Genomic DNA, 15,851 nt, shown 5'->3' on the forward strand with positions numbered 1-15,851 from the left:
CGGCTGCGGACCCGCGTGCCGCGCCGGGGTACCGACGCGCCGGAGGCCCCGCGGTGACCGCCCCGCGCCGGTCCCTCCTGCCGCTGCGGCTGCGGCGTCCCGCCCGCTGGCAGGACCAGCGCGCCACCTGGCGGGACGCCCGGCCCTCGATCATCGCGGCGGCGTTGAAACGGGCCGCCGCCCGGCCGTCCGGCAACTGGTACGTCCTGGGCGCCAGCCGGGACATCGGCCACGGCGGGCGCCCCTACGCGCGGACGGTCGCCGGTCTGGAGGTCATCGCGTGGCGCGGCCGCGACGGGCTGCTGCGGGCGGGCACCGGCACCTGCCCCCATCTGGGCGCCCCGCTGCGGGACGCCCGCGTCCTGTGCGGCACGGTCGTCTGCCACTGGCACGGGCTCGTCCTGGACGGAAGCCCCTACGCGGGGTGGGAACCCTATCCCGCCTACGACGACGGCGTGCTGGCCTGGGTGCGGCTCGACGCGGCCGGCGGCGAGCCGCCGCTGGAGCGCCCCGTCGTGCCGGGCAGGCCGGAGGCGGCGCGCCGCATCGAGGCGGTGTTCGACGCCGAGGGCGCCTGCGAACCGGAGGACGTGATCGCCAATCGCCTCGACCCCTGGCACGGCGGCTGGCTGCACCCGTACTCGTTCGTCGACCTGACGGTGCGGCGGGCACCGGCGGAGCGTCCGGAGCATCCGGGGGAGGGGGGCGGCGAGGGGCAGGGCGAGGACGACTGCTTCCTCGTGGACGTGTCGTTCAGGGTGGCTGGCCGCGCCGTCGTCCCGGTCCGGGCCCGGTTCACCGCCCCCGGCCCCCGCACGGTCGTCATGCACATCCTCGAAGGCGAAGGCCGCACGTCGGTCGTGGAGACGCACGCCACACCGCTCGGGCCGGGCCCGGACGGTGCTCCGCGGACCGCCGTCGTGGAGGCGGTCCTGGCCGTCTCCGAGCGGCCGGGCTTCGCGGTCGCCCGCGCGATGGCGCCGCTGCTGCGCCCCCTGATGCGGCGGGCCGCCGGACGGCTGTGGCGGGACGACCTCGCCTACGCCGAACGCCGCTGGCGGCTGCGCGCGTCCGGCCGGTTCCCCGGCTGAGACCAGGCCCGTCCGGCTCAGGCCCGTCCGGCTCAGGCCCGTCCGGCTCAGGCCCGTCCGGCTCAGGCCCGTCCGGCTCAGGCCCGTCCGACGAGGGCGGCCACCGCGCGCAGCGCCCGCGAGCGGCCCGCGCGGGGGACCGTCCACAGCGGCTGCCCCCGGACGCCCCACCGTGCCAGCAGCGCGTTGGCGGCCAGGAAGCCGCTGGTCGCGGCGCGCTCCATCAGCGCCACCGGCAAATCCGTGCGGACCAGGTCGCCCGCCACCACCACGTCCGGATGCGGTGTGAGCACCGTCGGCCTGTCGCGGTGGCCGCCCGTGGCGAACAGCGGGCAGTCCTCCCGCCACAGGTGCCGGACGTCGACGATCCGCGCGCCGCGCGTCTCCGGGTAGACGCGATGCAACTGGGCCAAGAGACGCTCCTGTTCGGCCCGCCGGTCACAGGTCGCGGGCAACGCGTAGGCGTGCAGCTCGACGACCGAACCGCCGGTGCGCGCGGCCCAGCGCGCGGCCTCGCCCTCCCACCGGTCCAGCACGCTGACGTTGTCGAGCGTCCCGAAGCCGCTGGTGGCCAGGAACGCGGCGCGATGGGCGTGCGGCGGACGGTCCAGCCACAGCCGGGTCACCAGGAAGGGCGGCGCGGTGCGCAGCCGCTGGACGCGTGCCCGCCACGACCGGTCGCCCAGATCGGGCGAGCGCGCGACCACTCCGCGCAGCCCGTTGACGTCCAGCGCGAGCACCACCGCGTCATAGCGGCCGAAGTCGCCCTCGGCCACGATGTCGGCGCCGCCGTCCGCCCGCGGCCCGACCCGCTCCACGGGGGTGCCGGTGAGCAGCCGCACCCCCAGCGCGGCCAGGTAGGCGCCCAGCGGGTCCCACAGCGCCTGCGGGAACGGTTCGCGGACGACGTCGAACAGCAGCCCCTCGGCCGAGCCGAGGAAGTAGACGTGGAACATCAGGGCCAGTTCGGCGGCCGACAGCCGGTCCGGGTCGGCGAAGAAGCTGCGGGAGAACACCTCGAACGCCAGGTGCCGGGCCGCGTCGGGGAACCCCACCGCGGCCAGGTACCGCGCGGCGCCGGTGGCGTCGAGCCGTTCGTAGATCTCCGGGACGCGCACGTCCAGCAGGGGCCCGGCCGCCGCCAGGTTCATCCGGGCCAGGTCCCGCCAGCGGAAGCTGGGGCTGAGCGCCACGAAGCCCAGCGCGTTCCACGGCGGCGTCCTCGGCACCCTGGCGAACCGGTCGGACCGGCCGTCGCCGTGCAGGAGCGGATAGTCCGGCAGGCCCGCCAGCATGCCGAGGCCCCCGTCCACGCGGCGCAGCAACCCGCGCAGGTTGTAGTACTGGCGGAAGAACGCGTGGAACCCCCGGGTCATGGTGGCGCGGGATCCGTCGGCCAGCGTCACCGGCCACCCGCCCACCCGCCCGCCGAGCGCCGCCTCCCGCTCGTACAGCGTGACCCGTGCGCCGCGTTCGGCGAGCACGGTCGCGGCCGCCATCCCCGCGATGCCCCCGCCGACGACCGCGACGGCGGGCGCGTCGCCGCTGAACCGGTTCCGCCCGCCGGGCGCGGCGATCAGCTCCGCGCGCCTGTCCCTGCCGGGCCGGTGGTTCACGGCCCCACCACCGAGCGGTCCGCCGCGGACGCCGGGACGGGACGGGCGGGACGGTCCCTGCGGGGCAGCAGCGGCAGCTCGGCGGCGGTGCGCAGCATGGGCAGCACGGGGGTGCGCATGCCGATCGCGATGTCCTCCCACAGTCGGGTGCCGCCGTCCAGGAACCGCAGCAGACGCGCCGTCGGCGTGTTCTCGAACAGGTCGGTGAAGAACCGCGCGCCGTCGACCCGCTCCCGGACCAGCAGCCTCAGCAGCACCGCGTCCATCGCGCGGGCGCGGGCGGGGTACGGTGCGGGCGGCACGGGCACGGCCCCGCGCCGGTAGGCGGCGGCGATGGCCCGGCTCTGCCGCTGCACCGCCGCGAACGTGTAGCCGGTGGCGGGACGCGTCGCACCACCGGCCGTGCCGATACGGAACACCGAACGCCCCACCCGGCGCGGGAACACGGCGTCGGTCATGGGGATCACGCCCTGCTCGCACCTGTGAACCCGTGCGGAATCGAGCCCCAGCACCTCGCGCGTGTAGTGCCGCAGCCGTCGCTCGTAGGCGTCCCGGGTCAGCGGAACGGGGGAGAACTCGGTGTACTCCACCAGCGCCTCGTCGGGGCCGGTCGGGAGCACGTAGCCGAACGAGACCCCGTGACGCGGCTGGGGGGTCCGGAAGTCCATCAGCAGCGCGACGTCGGGGTCGAAGGCGGGCGTCTCGGTGCGCACGAACCAGCCGCGGAAGTGCTGCAGCAGGGTGCTGCGGGCCCGTGGCAGATCACGCGGCGGACGCGAGTCGAACACCCAGCGGGCCCGCAGCGTCACCCGCCGCCCTCCGGCCGCGGTGCCGCCGACCTCGGCGCCGCCGCGGACGTCGCGCACCGTGTCGACGTCGGCGTGCACCGTCCGTACTCCGGCGTGCCGGGCGAGCCCGCGTTCCACCAGTTCCTGGAACGCGGTCGAGCGGATCATCTTGTAGCGGTAGGGGGACGTCCGGTGCGAGCCCCCGGTGCCGTCCGCGCCCACCACCCGCAGCCATCGCCAGGACGCGGTGACGGCGTCCTCGAACTCGCCGTCGCCCTCCTCCCAGAAGCACCAGGTGCGCTCGGGCGGGCGCAACGCCTCGTCGAGCGCGTCCACGAGCGTCACCGTGGGCGGCGCTCCGGGACCGTCCGTCCCGACGAGGTGATGGGCCAGTGACAGACCGGCCGCCCCCGCGCCGACGATGATCACGTCCGACTGGTCCATGCCCCCTCCCGTCCCGCCCGCGTCCTCCCCGAAGGGACGGCCGTTACACTCGCCGCCGAGCCCCCGCTACTTTCGCGGTCCGGAAAATCCGGTTGATCGTCGTCCACCGCGCGGGCCGTTCTCTCAGCACATTCTTAGATTTCTCTCAGTTCGCTTATAGATCGGCCACAGCGCGGTCATAAGAATGGCTGGGTACGTTCTTTCGTGTCAGGGCCGTTAAGGCCGGACGACAAAGAACGGGGGTTCTCTCATGAGCTTCCAGAAGATCTTCCCGGGGGCCGGTGGGGGGCAGCCGTATCCGAGACCGCGGTACCGCAGGCACCGCAGGTTCCACAGGCGGCACCACCGGTTCCACCGCAGGCACCGCTGGTACTAGGCCGGTCGCGCCGAGCGAACGGGTGATCTGAGCAGAGCCGGGCGGGTGAACGGCCCGCCGGGCTCTTCTCGTGAGTGAGGGAGGGCTGCGTGCCGCTGCTGGCGGTTTCCGGCGAGGTGCGGTCGGTGGTGGCCGCGTTCCGGCGTTTCTGGCCCTACACGCGGGGCGATCGCCGATGGCTGCTGTTCAGCGGAGTGTGCGCGGTCGTCGCGGCGGCGTGCGAGGTCGCCGCGATCTGGCTGTTCGGCGTCATCACCGACAAGGCGCTGGCGACCAGGGACCTGGACGCGTTCTGGACGCCCGCGCTGTCCTGGCTCGCGCTGGCGGTGGCGGCCGGGCTGGTGAGCTTCGGCGGCGAGTACACCACGGCGCTGGCGGGGGAGCGGTTCCTGCTGCGGCTGCGCGACGGGGTGTTCGCCCACATCCAGCGGATGTCGCCCGACTTCTTCGACCGGCGGCGCCTCGGCGACCTGATGGCCCGGCTCACCGACGACATCGAGGCGATCGAGGAACTGGTGGCGTCCGGCCTGGTGCAGGCGGTGACGGCGGCGGTCAGCGTCGTGTTCTTCGCGGGCGCGGCGCTGTACGTGCGGTGGGACCTGGCGCTCGTGGCGTGTGCACTGGTGCCGCTGTTCGTCGTCACGGCCAAGGTTTTCGCGGCGCGGCTGCACGCGGCGGCGGCCCGGGAACGCGCCAGCAACGGCGTGATGAACAGCATCGTCGAGGAGGGCCTGGCCAACCAGGCGCTGGTGCAGTCCTACAACCGGCAGGCCACCGAGGCGTCCCGGCTGCACCGCGAGGGACGCCGCTGGATGGCCGCCAAGATGGCCGAGGCGCGGCTGACGGCGTCGTACGGGCCCCTGATCGAGGTGCTGGAGACGGTGTGCGTGCTGGTGGTGCTCGGCATGGGCGCCTGGGAGCTGTCGCGCGACCGCCTCACGCTGGGCGGGCTGCTGGCGTTTGCCGCGTACCTGGGCTACCTGTACCCGCAGATCCAGGCGCTGGGACGGCTGGCGCTCACCGCCGGCGAGGCGGCGGCGGGCGCGGACCGCGTCCTGCAGGTGCTGAACACCCCGCCCGAGATCACCGACCGGCCGTCCGCGCGGCCGCGGGCGGCGGGGCGGGGCCGGGTCGCCTTCGACGCCGTCACCTTCGGCTATCCGGGCACGGGCCGGCCGGTGCTGGACGGGCTGACGTTCCGGACGCGGCCGGGAGACCTGGTGCTGGTGACCGGACCGAGCGGCAGCGGCAAGTCCACGATCGCCAAGCTGCTGCTGCGGTTCCACGACCCGGTGGCGGGCGGCATCCGCCTGGACGGGGTGCCCATCCACGACCTGACCCTGCACGCCCTGCGCGCGAGCGTCACCCTGCTGGCGCAGGAGAACCTGCTGTTCTCCGCGACGGTCCGCGACAACATCGCCTACGGGCGGCCCGGCGCGAGCGAGGACGACATCGTGGCGGCGGCGAAGGCGGCCGACGCGCACGACTTCATCACCGCCCTGCCGCAGGGCTACGACACGCCGGTGGGGCAGCGCGGGCGGCTGCTGTCGGGCGGGCAGCGGCAGCGCATCGCGATCGCCCGCGCGATGATCCGCGACACCCCGGTGCTGATCCTGGACGAGCCGACCACCGGCCTGGACGAGGCCGCCGCGCGCCGCGTCCTGACCCCGCTGCGCCGCCTCATGGAGGGCCGCACCACCATCCTCATCACCCACGACCCGCACCTGGCGCCGCGTCCCGACCAGGTCATCGACCTGGGCGCCGGCGCCGCGTCCCTGCGCGCGGTCGGGGACGGCCGCGCGGACCGGACCGGACCGGCGGCACAGCCCACCACGAGCCGGTGACCGTGCGGGCCGGCGGACCACGGCCGGCTACAGCGGGCCTTCGCGCAGTGTGTAGCCGACGCCGCGCACCGTCTGGATCAGCCGGGGCTCGCCGCCCTCCTCGGTCTTGCGCCGCAGATACCCGATGTAGACGTGCAGCGAGTTGGAGTTGCGGCCGTAGTCGCAGCCCCACACCTCCTCCTGCAGCCAGCCGCGTTCCAGCACACGCCGCGGACGCCGCAGCAGGATCTCCAGCAGCGTGAACTCGGTGGGCGACAGCGTCAGCCGGCGCATCCCCCGCCACACCTCGCGGGTCGCCACGTTCATCGTCAGATCGGCGAACCGCAGCACCTCCCCGTCGCCGCCCGTGGTCTCGCCCCGTGAGCGGCGGATCAGGGCGCGCAACCGGGCCAGCAGCTCCTCCAGCGCGAACGGTTTGCACAGGTAGTCGTCGGCGCCCGCGTCCAGCCCGGTCACCCGGTCCGCCACCTCGGTGCGCGCGGTGAGCATCAGCACCGGCACGTCGTGGCCGCGGCCGCGCATCATCCGGCAGGCGCCGAAGCCGTCGAGGCCGGGCATCATCACGTCCAGGACGACGGCGTCCGGCCGCGTGTCCTCCAGGGCGGCCAGCGCCTCGATGCCGTCCCCGGCCAGGTCGACGTCATAGCCGTGGAACCGCAGGACGTGGTCGAGCGCGGAGCGCACCGCGGGGTCGTCGTCGACCACCAGGATCCGTGCCCGCCGAAGGTCCCCCATAGCGTCGAGCGTAAGGAGAACAAAGTCAGATTCCGGTCAGCGCAGGATGAGATTCACCTGACGAATCGGGGTGAACAGCCCGTTAACGGCGCTGTTTCCGTCGTTTTTGCGCGGGATGCAGGACGCGGTCGAGGCGCACGGCGGCGTAGCCGAGGACGGACAGGCCCAGCACGGCCCCCAGCTCCCCGGCGGTCAGCGGCTGGGTGCCGAGAAGGTCGCGCAGCGGCGGCAGGTAGAGCCCGGCCAGTTGCAGGACCAGAGCGGACGCGACGGCGACGAGCAGCATCGGGTTGCCGCGGGAGCCCGGCCGGGAGCGGGAGCCGATCGCGACCGCGAGCTGCGTGGCGCCGAGGGCGAGGAACGCCATGCTCTGCCAGGGGTGTCCGGTGTGGTGCGCCCACACGGCCACCCCCAGGGTGACGGCGGTGAGGACGATCGCGATGCGCAGCACGCGCTGCCACAGCCCGGCGCCCACGATGCTCTCCGAGGGCGGGCGCGGCGGCCGGTCCATGGCGCCGCGTTCCACCGGCTCGCCGCCCAGGGCGACGCCCGGCAGCCCGTGGGTGAGCAGGTTGATCCACAGGATCTGCGCGGGCAGCAGCGGCAGCGTCAGCCCGAAGGCGGGGCCGAGCAGCATGACGGCGATCTCGGCGGCCCCGCCGGACAGGGCGTAGACGAGGAAGCGGCGAATGTTGCCGTAGACGCGGCGGCCCTCCTCGGTCGCGGCGACGACGGTGCCCAGGTCGTCGTCGGCCAGCACCAGGTCGGCGGCCTGGCGGGCGACCTCGGTGCCGCGCCGGCCCATGGCCACGCCGATGTCGGAGCGGCGCAGCGCCGGCCCGTCGTTGACCCCGTCCCCGGTCATCGCGACCACCTCGCCGCGCTCGCGCATGGCCTGGATGATGTCCAGCTTCTGCGCGGGGGTGGCGCGGGCGAAGACCGCCGTGCCGGGGTCGTCGGCCGCGTGCGGGACGCGGCAGTCGGCGACCGGGTCGTCCGGGCCGATGACGCCCAGCTCGGCGGCGACGGCGCGGGCGGTGCCGGGATGGTCGCCGGTGATGAGGACCGGCCGGATCCCCGCGCGGCGGCAGGCGGCGATGGTCGCGGCCGCCGCCGTCCGGGGCGGGTCGACGATCGCGACCAGGCCGAGCAGGCGCAGGCCCCGCTCCAGGGGCTCGCCGGGGCCGGGGGCGGACGGCCGGGTGGCCGCGGCGACCGCGAGCACGCGGAAACCGTCGCGGGCCAGCTCGTCGGCGCGGGCGGCGGCCCCGGCCACCAGCTCCGGGTCGTCCGTCAGCACCGCGGCGCCGAGCATCGTCTCCGGCGCCCCCTTGCAGACGACGCGGAACCGCCCGTCGGGCAGCCGGTGCACGGTGGTCATGCGCTTGCGGTCGCTGTCGAAGGGCCGTTCGTCGTGGCGCGGGAAGCGTTCGTGCAGGTCGCGGCGGTCGATGCCGAGTTTGGCGGCCGCGGCGAGCAGGGCGGCCTCGGTCGGGTCGCCCAGCGCCGTCCACTCCCCGTCGGCGTCCCCGGGAGGGGACAGCCGCGCGTCGTTGCACAGCACCGCGGCCGTCAGCAGTTCGGTCATCCCGTACGGGTCGGGGCCGTCGAGCGCGCGGCCGCCGACGTCGATCCGGCCGTCCGGGGCGTATCCGGAGCCGGTGACGGTGGCCTCCGCGACCGGCGTCCACAGGCGGCGCGCGACCATCCGTCCCTCGGTGAGCGTGCCGGTCTTGTCGGTGGCGAGCACCGTGACCGACCCCAGGGTCTCGACCGCCGACAGCCCCCGGATCAGGGCGTGCCGCGCGGCCATCCGGCGGGCGCCCAGCGCCAGGCCGAGCGTGACCACGGCGGGCAGCGATTCGGGGACGGCCGCCACCACCAGGCTGATCGCGGTGATCACCATCAGCTCGACCGGCTGCCCCCGCACCAGCCCGAGCGCCAGCACGACCGCGCACAGGAAGACCGCGACACCGGCCAGCATCCGGCCGACGCCGGCCAGGCGCCGCTGCAACGGTGTCAGGCCGGCGCCGCCGCCCAGCATCTCCGCGATCCGCCCCGTCGTGCTCGCCGCCCCCGTCGCGGTGACGACGGCGCGTCCGCGGCCCTTGACCACCACCGTGCCCGCCGACACCGACGCGTCCTCGGGGACGGCGGCGCCGTCGCGCGCGGCCGTCGCCGTCTTGTGCACCGGGACCGACTCCCCGGTCAGGGCGGACTCGTCCACCAGCAGCGCCGCCGCCTCCACGACCGCAGCGTCGGCCGGGACGATGTCGCCCTCGGCCAGCACCAGCAGGTCGCCCACGACGACGTCGGCGGCGGGGATCTGCAGCTGCGTCCCGTCCCGGACCACCCGCGCGGCCGGTGCGGTCAGATCGGACAGCGCGCTGATCGCGCGGTCGGCGCGGATCTCCTGGCTCACCCCGACCGCGGTGTTCACGACGATCACCAGGAGGATCACGGCCATGTCGGTCCAGTCGCCGGTGGCGAGGGTCAGCGCGGCCGCCGCCAGCAGCACCAGGATCAGCGGGTCGCGCAGCTGGGACAGGACCCGCCGCCACGCGGGCACCGGTGGACGCGACGGCAGGACGTTCGGCCCGTCACGCCGCAGCCGAAGCGCCGCGTCCGCCGACGACAGGCCCTCCGCAAGGGGCGTCGATGTGTCCTCGCGCTGCGTCACAGGTCTCCCACCATCCCGCCGAACCGTGGCCGCGCGACGGCGCGGCCAGGCTCCAGTCTTGGCGGGGCCCCGCCGCGCGGACAGGGACGAAGGTCCCGCCGCGCGGGGCGACGGGACCTTCGGGCCGGACGGCCGTGACGGCCGCACCGGTCGCCGGTCACCGCCACGGTTCCGGCTCGGTGACCGGTCCCGGCAGCCGGCTGTGCCGGAGGAGCCGGGTCAGGTCGTCGCCGGTGACCATGCCGACCAGCCGCCCGCCCTCGACAACGACGGCGACCAGCTCGCGGGCGACGGGCGGCCGCTTGAGCAGCGGGAACACCGGATCGTCGGGCTCGACGACGTGGTCGGGCGCGAGCGCGACGGCGATCTCCCGCAGGGGGACGTCGGTGGCCTGCGGCGGCACGCGGCCGAGCAGGTCGAGGGTGACGACTCCGGTCGGGCGGCCGTCGAAGTCCACGACCGGGAACACCGTCTGCCGGGACCGCCGCGCCACCTCGGCGACGAACGCGCCGACCGTCGACCACGAGGCGCCGTGGTCGGGATCGGCCGTCATCACGTCGCGGACGCACAGCCCGGCCACCGCGGTCCGCAGGGCGCCGACGCGCTCCTCGGCGGCGGCGGCACCGGCGATGAACCACCCCACCAGCGCCACCCACAGCCCGTCCAGCCGCCGGTACAGCAGCACCTCGGCGCATCCGAACGCGATGAGGACGTAGCCGAGGACCGTCCCGGTGCGCGTGGCGATCCGCGTGGACCTCGCCCGGTCGCCGTTGAACCGCCACAGCAGCGCGTGCAGGATCCGTCCCCCGTCCAGCGGGGCGCCGGGCAGCAGGTTGAACACGGCCAGGATCCCGTTGATCAGGGCCAGCCAGGTCAGCGGCGCGATGACCAGAGCGGGCCCGCCGAGGGCGGAGACGCCGTGGGCGGCCAGCAGGAACACCCCGCCGAGCAGCGCGCTGACCAGCGGCCCGACACCGGTGATCCGCAGTTCCGCGCCGGGGGACGGGACGTCGTCGGCCAGTTCCGCCAGGCCGCCGAGCATCCACAGCGTCAGCGACCTGACCCGCACCCCGTTCCGGCGCGCCACCAGCGCGTGCGCGACCTCGTGGGCGCACAGGGACGCCAGGAACAGCAGCGCGGTCGGCACCGCGACCGCCCAGTACAGCCCGGCCGCCCGGCCGGGCGCGCCGGCGGGGAGCACGGCCCCGGCGAGCCCGCCGACGATCAGCGCCAGGACCGCCAGCACCGACCAGTGCACCCCGACGGGGATCCCGGCGATGCTCCCGAGTTTGACCGTCTGCTTCATGCCGATCTCCGTTCGGCCCCGGACGCCGCCGCCCCCTCAAGGCCACCACCGGACGCGGCCGGCCGACATGGACGAACGTCCCCACCGGCCCGGACTTTCGCCGTGACCGGCCGGGCGGACCTTGGGGACGTCGGTACCGGGTCTTTGTCCCCGCTGGTGGATCGGTGCCCGATGCCCGGGTAAGTCCTGCCTGCCGCCCCGAGCAGCGCAGGCGCTCATGGCGGAGGCGTGACCGGTGGCCGCTGCGGCCGTGCGCCGAAGGTGGACGGGGATGGGACTGCCAGGTGATGAGCGGGCCGTGCTGAGGCGGATCGACGCGGACCTGGAGCGAGACGATCCGGACCTGGCCCGGCGGCTGAGGACCTTCTCCCGCACGGACGTGGACGCCGCCGAGACGGCCGTGTCGTGGCGCCCGCCGCGGGTCGCGGTGGCCGTGGCGGCGTCGGTCGCCGCGGTGGCGGTGTTCCTGGTCGCCGTGGTGGTCCTGGCCACACGCCCTCCCTGCTCGCCGCCCACCGGCGCGGCCACCGCGGACGAGCGCGCGCACGGGCAGAGGTCCGCCGCCCTCTCCGGGGCGAGGCCGTGTTGACCGCGCGTCCCGCCGGCCGCCGTGCCGTCCCCGCGCCGCCGGGCCGCCCAACGGACGAGCGAGGCACCCTGTGACCGACGTACGGAACCCGCCCGAGACCACGCCGCCGGCCGCGCCCGCGCCCACCCTGCGCGGCAGGGTGGTGGACTGGCTGACCACCACCGACCACAAGAAGGTCGGCTACCTGTACCTGGTCGCCTCGTTCTCCTTCTTCCTGGTGGCCGGGCTGCTGGCGCTGCTGATCCGCGCGGAGCTGGTCCATCCCGGCCTGCAGGTGGTGCGGCCCGAACGGTACAACGAGCTGTTCACCCTGCACGGCACGATCATGATGTTCCTGTTCGCCACCCCGCTGTTCGCCGGGTTCGCCAACGTGATCATGCCGTTGCAGATCGGCGCGCCGGACGTGGCGTTCCCGCGGCTGAACGCGCTGAGCTTCTGGCTGTTCCTGTCCGGCGGCCTGATCGTCCTCGGCGGGTACCTGACCGGCATGGGCCCGGCCAAGTTCGGCTGGTACGCCTACGCCCCGCTGACCCTGGACACCTACTCCCCGGAGATCGGCGGCGACCTGTGGGTGCTGGGCCTGATCATGTCGGGGGTCGGCACGATCCTGGGCGCGGTCAACTTCATCACGACCGTGGTCGGGATGCGCGCGCCGGGCATGACCATGTTCCGGATGCCGATCTTCACCTGGAACGTGCTGTTCACCTCGATCCTGGTGCTCCTGGCGTTCCCCGTGCTGGCGGCCGCGCTGGCCGCGCTGTGGGCCGACCGCAGGCTGGGCACGCACATCTACGACCCGGCGACCGGCGGCGCGCTGCTGTGGCAGCACCTGTTCTGGTTCTTCGGGCACCCGGAGGTCTACATCGTCGCGCTGCCGTTCTTCGGGATCATCACCGAGGTCATCCCGGTGTTCGCGCGCAAGCCCCTGTTCGGCTACGTCGGCATGGTGTTCGCCAGCATCGGCATCACCGGCCTGTCGATGGCGGTGTGGGCGCACCACATGTTCGTCACCGGGCTGGTGCTGCTGCCGTTCTTCTCGTTCATGACCTTCCTCATCGCCGTCCCCACCGGGATCAAGTTCTTCAACTGGACCGGCACGCTGTGGCGCGGGCAACTGGAGTTCAAGTCGCCGATGCTGTGGGCGATCGGTTTCCTGGTCACCTTCCTGTTCGGCGGCCTGACCGGCGTCATCCTCGGGTCGCCGCCGCTGGACTTCCAGGCGAACGACTCCTACTTCGTGGTGGCGCACTTCCACTACGTGCTGTTCGGCACCGTGGTGTTCGCGATGTTCGCCGGGTTCGCCTTCTGGTGGCCCAAGATGACCGGCAGGATGCTGGACGAACGGCTGTCGAAGATCCAGTTCTGGATGCTGTTCGTCGGCTTCCACACGACCTTCCTCGTCCAGCACTGGCTCGGAGTCGGGGGCATGCCGCGCCGCTATCCCGACTACGCCGCCGAGTTCACCACCCTCAACCTGGTCTCCTCGGCCGGGGCCGCGCTGCTGGGGCTGTCCATCCTGCCGTTCCTGTACAACGTCTGGCATACCGCCCGCAAGGCACCGCGCGTGGAGACCGACGACCCGTGGGGCTACGGCAACTCGCTGGAATGGGCCACCTCCTGCCCGGTTCCGCGGCACAACTTCAAGGCCATCCCCGCCATCCGCTCCGAACGCCCGGCCTTCGACCTGCACCACCCCCACTCCGACCTCGCAGCACGACCCACAAGCGAGCCCACCACCCCGTGACCATCGAGGCCGGCGCCCGGCCGAGTCGCCCGGCCCACACGCCGAGTCGGCAATCCCTGCAGCGAAAGGGGAAAGGCGCCACGGGCGGCGTGATACCGGACGCTCTCGGCTTAAGAGCGGGTGCGGCGATGACACCAATCCTGGACGGAGCCCGATAAACGGCCCTCAAGGCGTTTTTGCTTTGCCAATAATTTGCGTCCGGAGATGTTTGTCATGGCTGGCTCGTCGTGCCTGCCCGTGGCCGTCCATGCAGGTCAGAGGCCTCTGTCCGGGAGGTGACGGAGTCCGGGTGACGGTCGCGGGTGAGAGGTCGACGGGTGGTGTGCGACAGGTTTATGGGGGCCTTCTTCGGATAGACCGAAAATGCCCTGCATCTCCGATTCGAGGAGGGGCCATGACACATGAGAGAGAGCCCGGTCGACGGGGCGTGCCGGTCGGCGAACGTCGGGGGCCGGAGGAGTTCCCCGAAGAGCACGCCGTCTGGGAGGACCGCACCCGCATCTTCCTGCAGCCGGTGGCGGCCCCCTCCATCCTGGGGTTGTTCGGCCTCGCCACCGCGCTCATGATGGTGGGGGCCTGGATGGCGGGCTGGTACGGCACCGGCGTGACGCCCGTGCTGCTGTCCTCGTTCGTGTTCATGTTCAGCGGGCTCGCGCAGTTCCTCGCCGGAATGTGGTCCTACCGGGCGCGCGACGGCCTCGCCACCGCCGTGCACGGCACGTGGGGCTCGTTCTGGCTGGCGTTCGGCCTGCTGTACCTGCTCACCGGCGTAGGCGCGTTCCCGGTGGTGCTGACGCCGGTGGTCGGCGTGTCCAATCCCAGCTTCGGGTTCTGGTTCGTGGCCCTCTGCGTGATCACCGGGTTGACCGCGCTCGCGGCGCTCGGCCGGAACATGGGAATGGCGGCGCTGCTGATCGTGCTGTCGGTGGGCGCCGGGTTCACCGCGGCCGGCTTCTGGTCCGGGGCCGTGTGGCCGGTCCGCATCGGCGGATGGCTGTTCGTGATCTCCTCCGTCATCGCCCTGTACGCGGCGGCCGCCATGCTGATGGAGGACACCTTCGGCAGGACGATCCTCCCGCTGGGCAAGTACCGCGCCGCGGCCAACATCCCCGGCCGCCGGGCCCACCGGCCGCTGGAGTACCCGTACGGCCAGCCGGGAGTCAGGATCGGGCAGTGATCCGGCCGTCGGACGAAGCGGGGGCCCTCGCCACCGGCCGACCCTCGGCGCCGCGGGCGCCGGTCGGGCCCCGGGACGAGGCTCCCGCCGGCCGGTCCTGAGGTGACCCCCGCCCGCCGGCCCCGCGGGCGGCCGAACGCCAAGCCGGGGTCAAACGCTCCTCTATTCGTGCCATACCCTTGGGTTTTGTCCCGAGCACGGCATCTGATGGAGGAGCGATGTCAATCGCGGCACGGTACTGGCGGCGGATGGTCCGCGCCTACCATCTCGCCTGCGCCCGCGACGACGCCGCGGCGCACGGCGTCTCGGCCCCGAGCGGGGTGTGGGTCTGCCACGTCTGCGAGCTGCCCGTGCTGAGAATGACCACGCTGGTGCGGCACGTGCGCGCCGAGCACGTCCTCTGACAGCGGCGATCCTGGGGGCCGGTCAGTTCGGCCCCTGCGCCGGAGGCCAGGGATCTCCCCAGTCGGTCTTGCGGGCGGCCCGGTAGACCTCGCCCTGACGCTTGGAGACCGTGGCGTCCAGCAGCCCGTCCGCCTCCGTGCACACCCGCAGGGACACCATGCCCTTGCGTTGGACGGGGCGCCGCACGACCCGGCCGGCGGCCCGTGACCGGTCGCCCCTCGCCGCCGCGACGTAGGAGAACTTCTCGTCCTCGAACCCCAGGGTGCCGACCTTGATCCTGCGGTGCAGGGCCGTCCTGTTCAGGCGCTCGGCGAAATGGCACCAGTCCTCGCCCCGGGGGATGGGGCAGGCGCGGTCGTGCGGGCACGGCGCCACGACCGACAGGCCCAGCTCGACGAGCAGGTCGCGGGCCTCGACGACGCGTTCGTACCCCGCGGGGGTGCCCGGCTCGACCAGGACGACCATCTCGCTGTCGGCCGCCAGCGAGCGCACCGCGTCCGCGCGCACACCCGGCGGGAGCTCGCCCAGCACGTACGTCATGGTGACCAGGTCGGCGGCGGGCTTGCGCACCGGCCCGCTGATCACCGTCCGCCGCCAGCGCGCGTCCCGCACCGCGGGGGAGTCCGACCGCTCGGCCAGCCGCCGGCCGAAGGCGATCGCCTCGGGCGCCTGCTCCAGCACGGTGGTCTCCTCGATGGACGGCCACACCTCGGCCGCGGCCCAGACCGCCGCCCCGGTGCCCGCGCCGACGTCCACATGCGTCCGGGGGGAGAAACCGGGCATGAGCTCCGCGCTGCGCTCCAGCGCGGCGACCACCGCGGCGTAGGTGGCGGGCATCCGGTAGGCGGCGTACGCGGCCACGTCGGTCGCGGAGCCGAGCACCATCCGCTCGGCGGGGTCGAACCCGTCGCGGTACTGGTGCATGAGTTTCTGGACCGACCTGCTCAGAGTTCCCGAGTCGGCCCTGCTCAGAGCCTCGTCCAGGGCGGCGCTGAGGTCGCCGGGCAGCTCGGCCATGCGCGTGATGATGCCAGTCGCCCGGCGGCGTTGTCGAAC

Annotated in this window: 12 protein-coding genes; 6 read left to right on the forward strand and 6 right to left on the reverse strand. The window is 73.9% G+C overall.

Annotation, left to right across the window (positions count from 1 at the left end; genetic code table 11):
• Nucleotides 1–53 precede the first annotated feature (53 nt).
• Complete coding sequence (locus ABD811_RS18570) at nt 54–1,091, forward strand: Rieske (2Fe-2S) protein (protein ID WP_425549431.1); 1,038 nt, start codon at nt 54–56, stop codon at nt 1,089–1,091.
• A 77-nt stretch (nt 1,092–1,168) separates the two neighbouring features.
• Here the strand turns inward: ABD811_RS18570 and ABD811_RS18575 are convergent, their stop codons facing one another.
• Entirely contained in the window at nt 1,169–2,707 is a 1,539-nt protein-coding gene (locus tag ABD811_RS18575) for an FAD-dependent oxidoreductase (protein ID WP_425549429.1), read from the reverse strand.
• Nucleotides 2,704–3,939, reverse strand: a complete 1,236-nt coding sequence (locus ABD811_RS18580) for a lycopene cyclase family protein (protein WP_344948884.1) — start codon at nt 3,937–3,939, stop codon at nt 2,704–2,706. Before ABD811_RS18580 ends, ABD811_RS18575 begins: the two co-directional genes overlap by 4 nt.
• Before the next feature lie 465 nt (nt 3,940–4,404).
• Here ABD811_RS18580 and ABD811_RS18585 point away from each other — a divergent pair, with 465 nt between their 5' ends.
• A complete protein-coding gene (locus tag ABD811_RS18585) occupies nt 4,405–6,159 on the forward strand; it encodes an ABC transporter ATP-binding protein (RefSeq protein WP_344948886.1) in 1,755 nt (584 codons plus the stop codon).
• 27 nt (nt 6,160–6,186) lie between these two features.
• Here the strand turns inward: ABD811_RS18585 and ABD811_RS18590 are convergent, their stop codons facing one another.
• The 3 genes from ABD811_RS18590 to ABD811_RS18600 all read right to left on the reverse strand — a co-directional run bounded on the left by ABD811_RS18590 (nt 6,187) and on the right by ABD811_RS18600 (nt 10,880).
• Complete coding sequence (locus ABD811_RS18590; RefSeq protein ID WP_344948888.1) at nt 6,187–6,894, reverse strand: response regulator transcription factor; 708 nt, start codon at nt 6,892–6,894, stop codon at nt 6,187–6,189.
• A gap of 82 nt (nt 6,895–6,976) precedes the next feature.
• A complete protein-coding gene (locus ABD811_RS18595) occupies nt 6,977–9,574 on the reverse strand; it encodes a cation-translocating P-type ATPase (RefSeq protein ID WP_344948891.1) in 2,598 nt (865 codons plus the stop codon).
• Between the two features lie 157 nt (nt 9,575–9,731).
• Nucleotides 9,732–10,880, reverse strand: a complete 1,149-nt coding sequence (locus ABD811_RS18600) for a site-2 protease family protein (protein WP_344948893.1) — start codon at nt 10,878–10,880, stop codon at nt 9,732–9,734.
• Between the two features lie 271 nt (nt 10,881–11,151).
• Here ABD811_RS18600 and ABD811_RS18605 point away from each other — a divergent pair, with 271 nt between their 5' ends.
• The 4 genes from ABD811_RS18605 (at nt 11,152) to ABD811_RS18620 (ending at nt 14,794) form a co-directional block, all read left to right on the forward strand.
• Nucleotides 11,152–11,469 carry a DUF3040 domain-containing protein gene (locus ABD811_RS18605; protein WP_344948896.1) on the forward strand — a complete coding sequence of 106 codons (318 nt, stop codon included), beginning with the start codon at nt 11,152–11,154 and terminating at the stop codon, nt 11,467–11,469.
• A gap of 70 nt (nt 11,470–11,539) precedes the next feature.
• Nucleotides 11,540–13,213: an aa3-type cytochrome oxidase subunit I gene (gene ctaD / locus ABD811_RS18610; protein ID WP_344948898.1), complete on the forward strand. Its 1,674-nt coding sequence runs from the start codon at nt 11,540–11,542 to the stop codon at nt 13,211–13,213.
• Between the two features lie 394 nt (nt 13,214–13,607).
• Nucleotides 13,608–14,390 (forward strand): acetate uptake transporter family protein, encoded by a 783-nt coding sequence (locus ABD811_RS18615; RefSeq protein WP_344948901.1) that lies wholly within the window; start codon nt 13,608–13,610, stop codon nt 14,388–14,390.
• Between the two features lie 218 nt (nt 14,391–14,608).
• The gene (locus ABD811_RS18620; RefSeq protein ID WP_344948904.1) at nt 14,609–14,794 is read left to right on the forward strand and encodes a hypothetical protein; all 186 of its coding nucleotides are present in this window, start codon (nt 14,609–14,611) and stop codon (nt 14,792–14,794) included.
• Between the two features lie 22 nt (nt 14,795–14,816).
• On the opposite strand, the gene ABD811_RS18625 is transcribed toward ABD811_RS18620, so the two are convergent.
• Nucleotides 14,817–15,812, reverse strand: coding sequence for a small ribosomal subunit Rsm22 family protein (locus ABD811_RS18625; RefSeq protein ID WP_344948906.1), 996 nt, complete (start codon nt 15,810–15,812; stop codon nt 14,817–14,819).
• Nucleotides 15,813–15,851 lie beyond the last annotated feature (39 nt).

Origin of the sequence: Actinomadura miaoliensis (genome assembly GCF_039536785.1) — a bacterium.
GTDB classification, from domain to species: Bacteria; Actinomycetota; Actinomycetes; order Streptosporangiales; family Streptosporangiaceae; genus Spirillospora; species Spirillospora miaoliensis.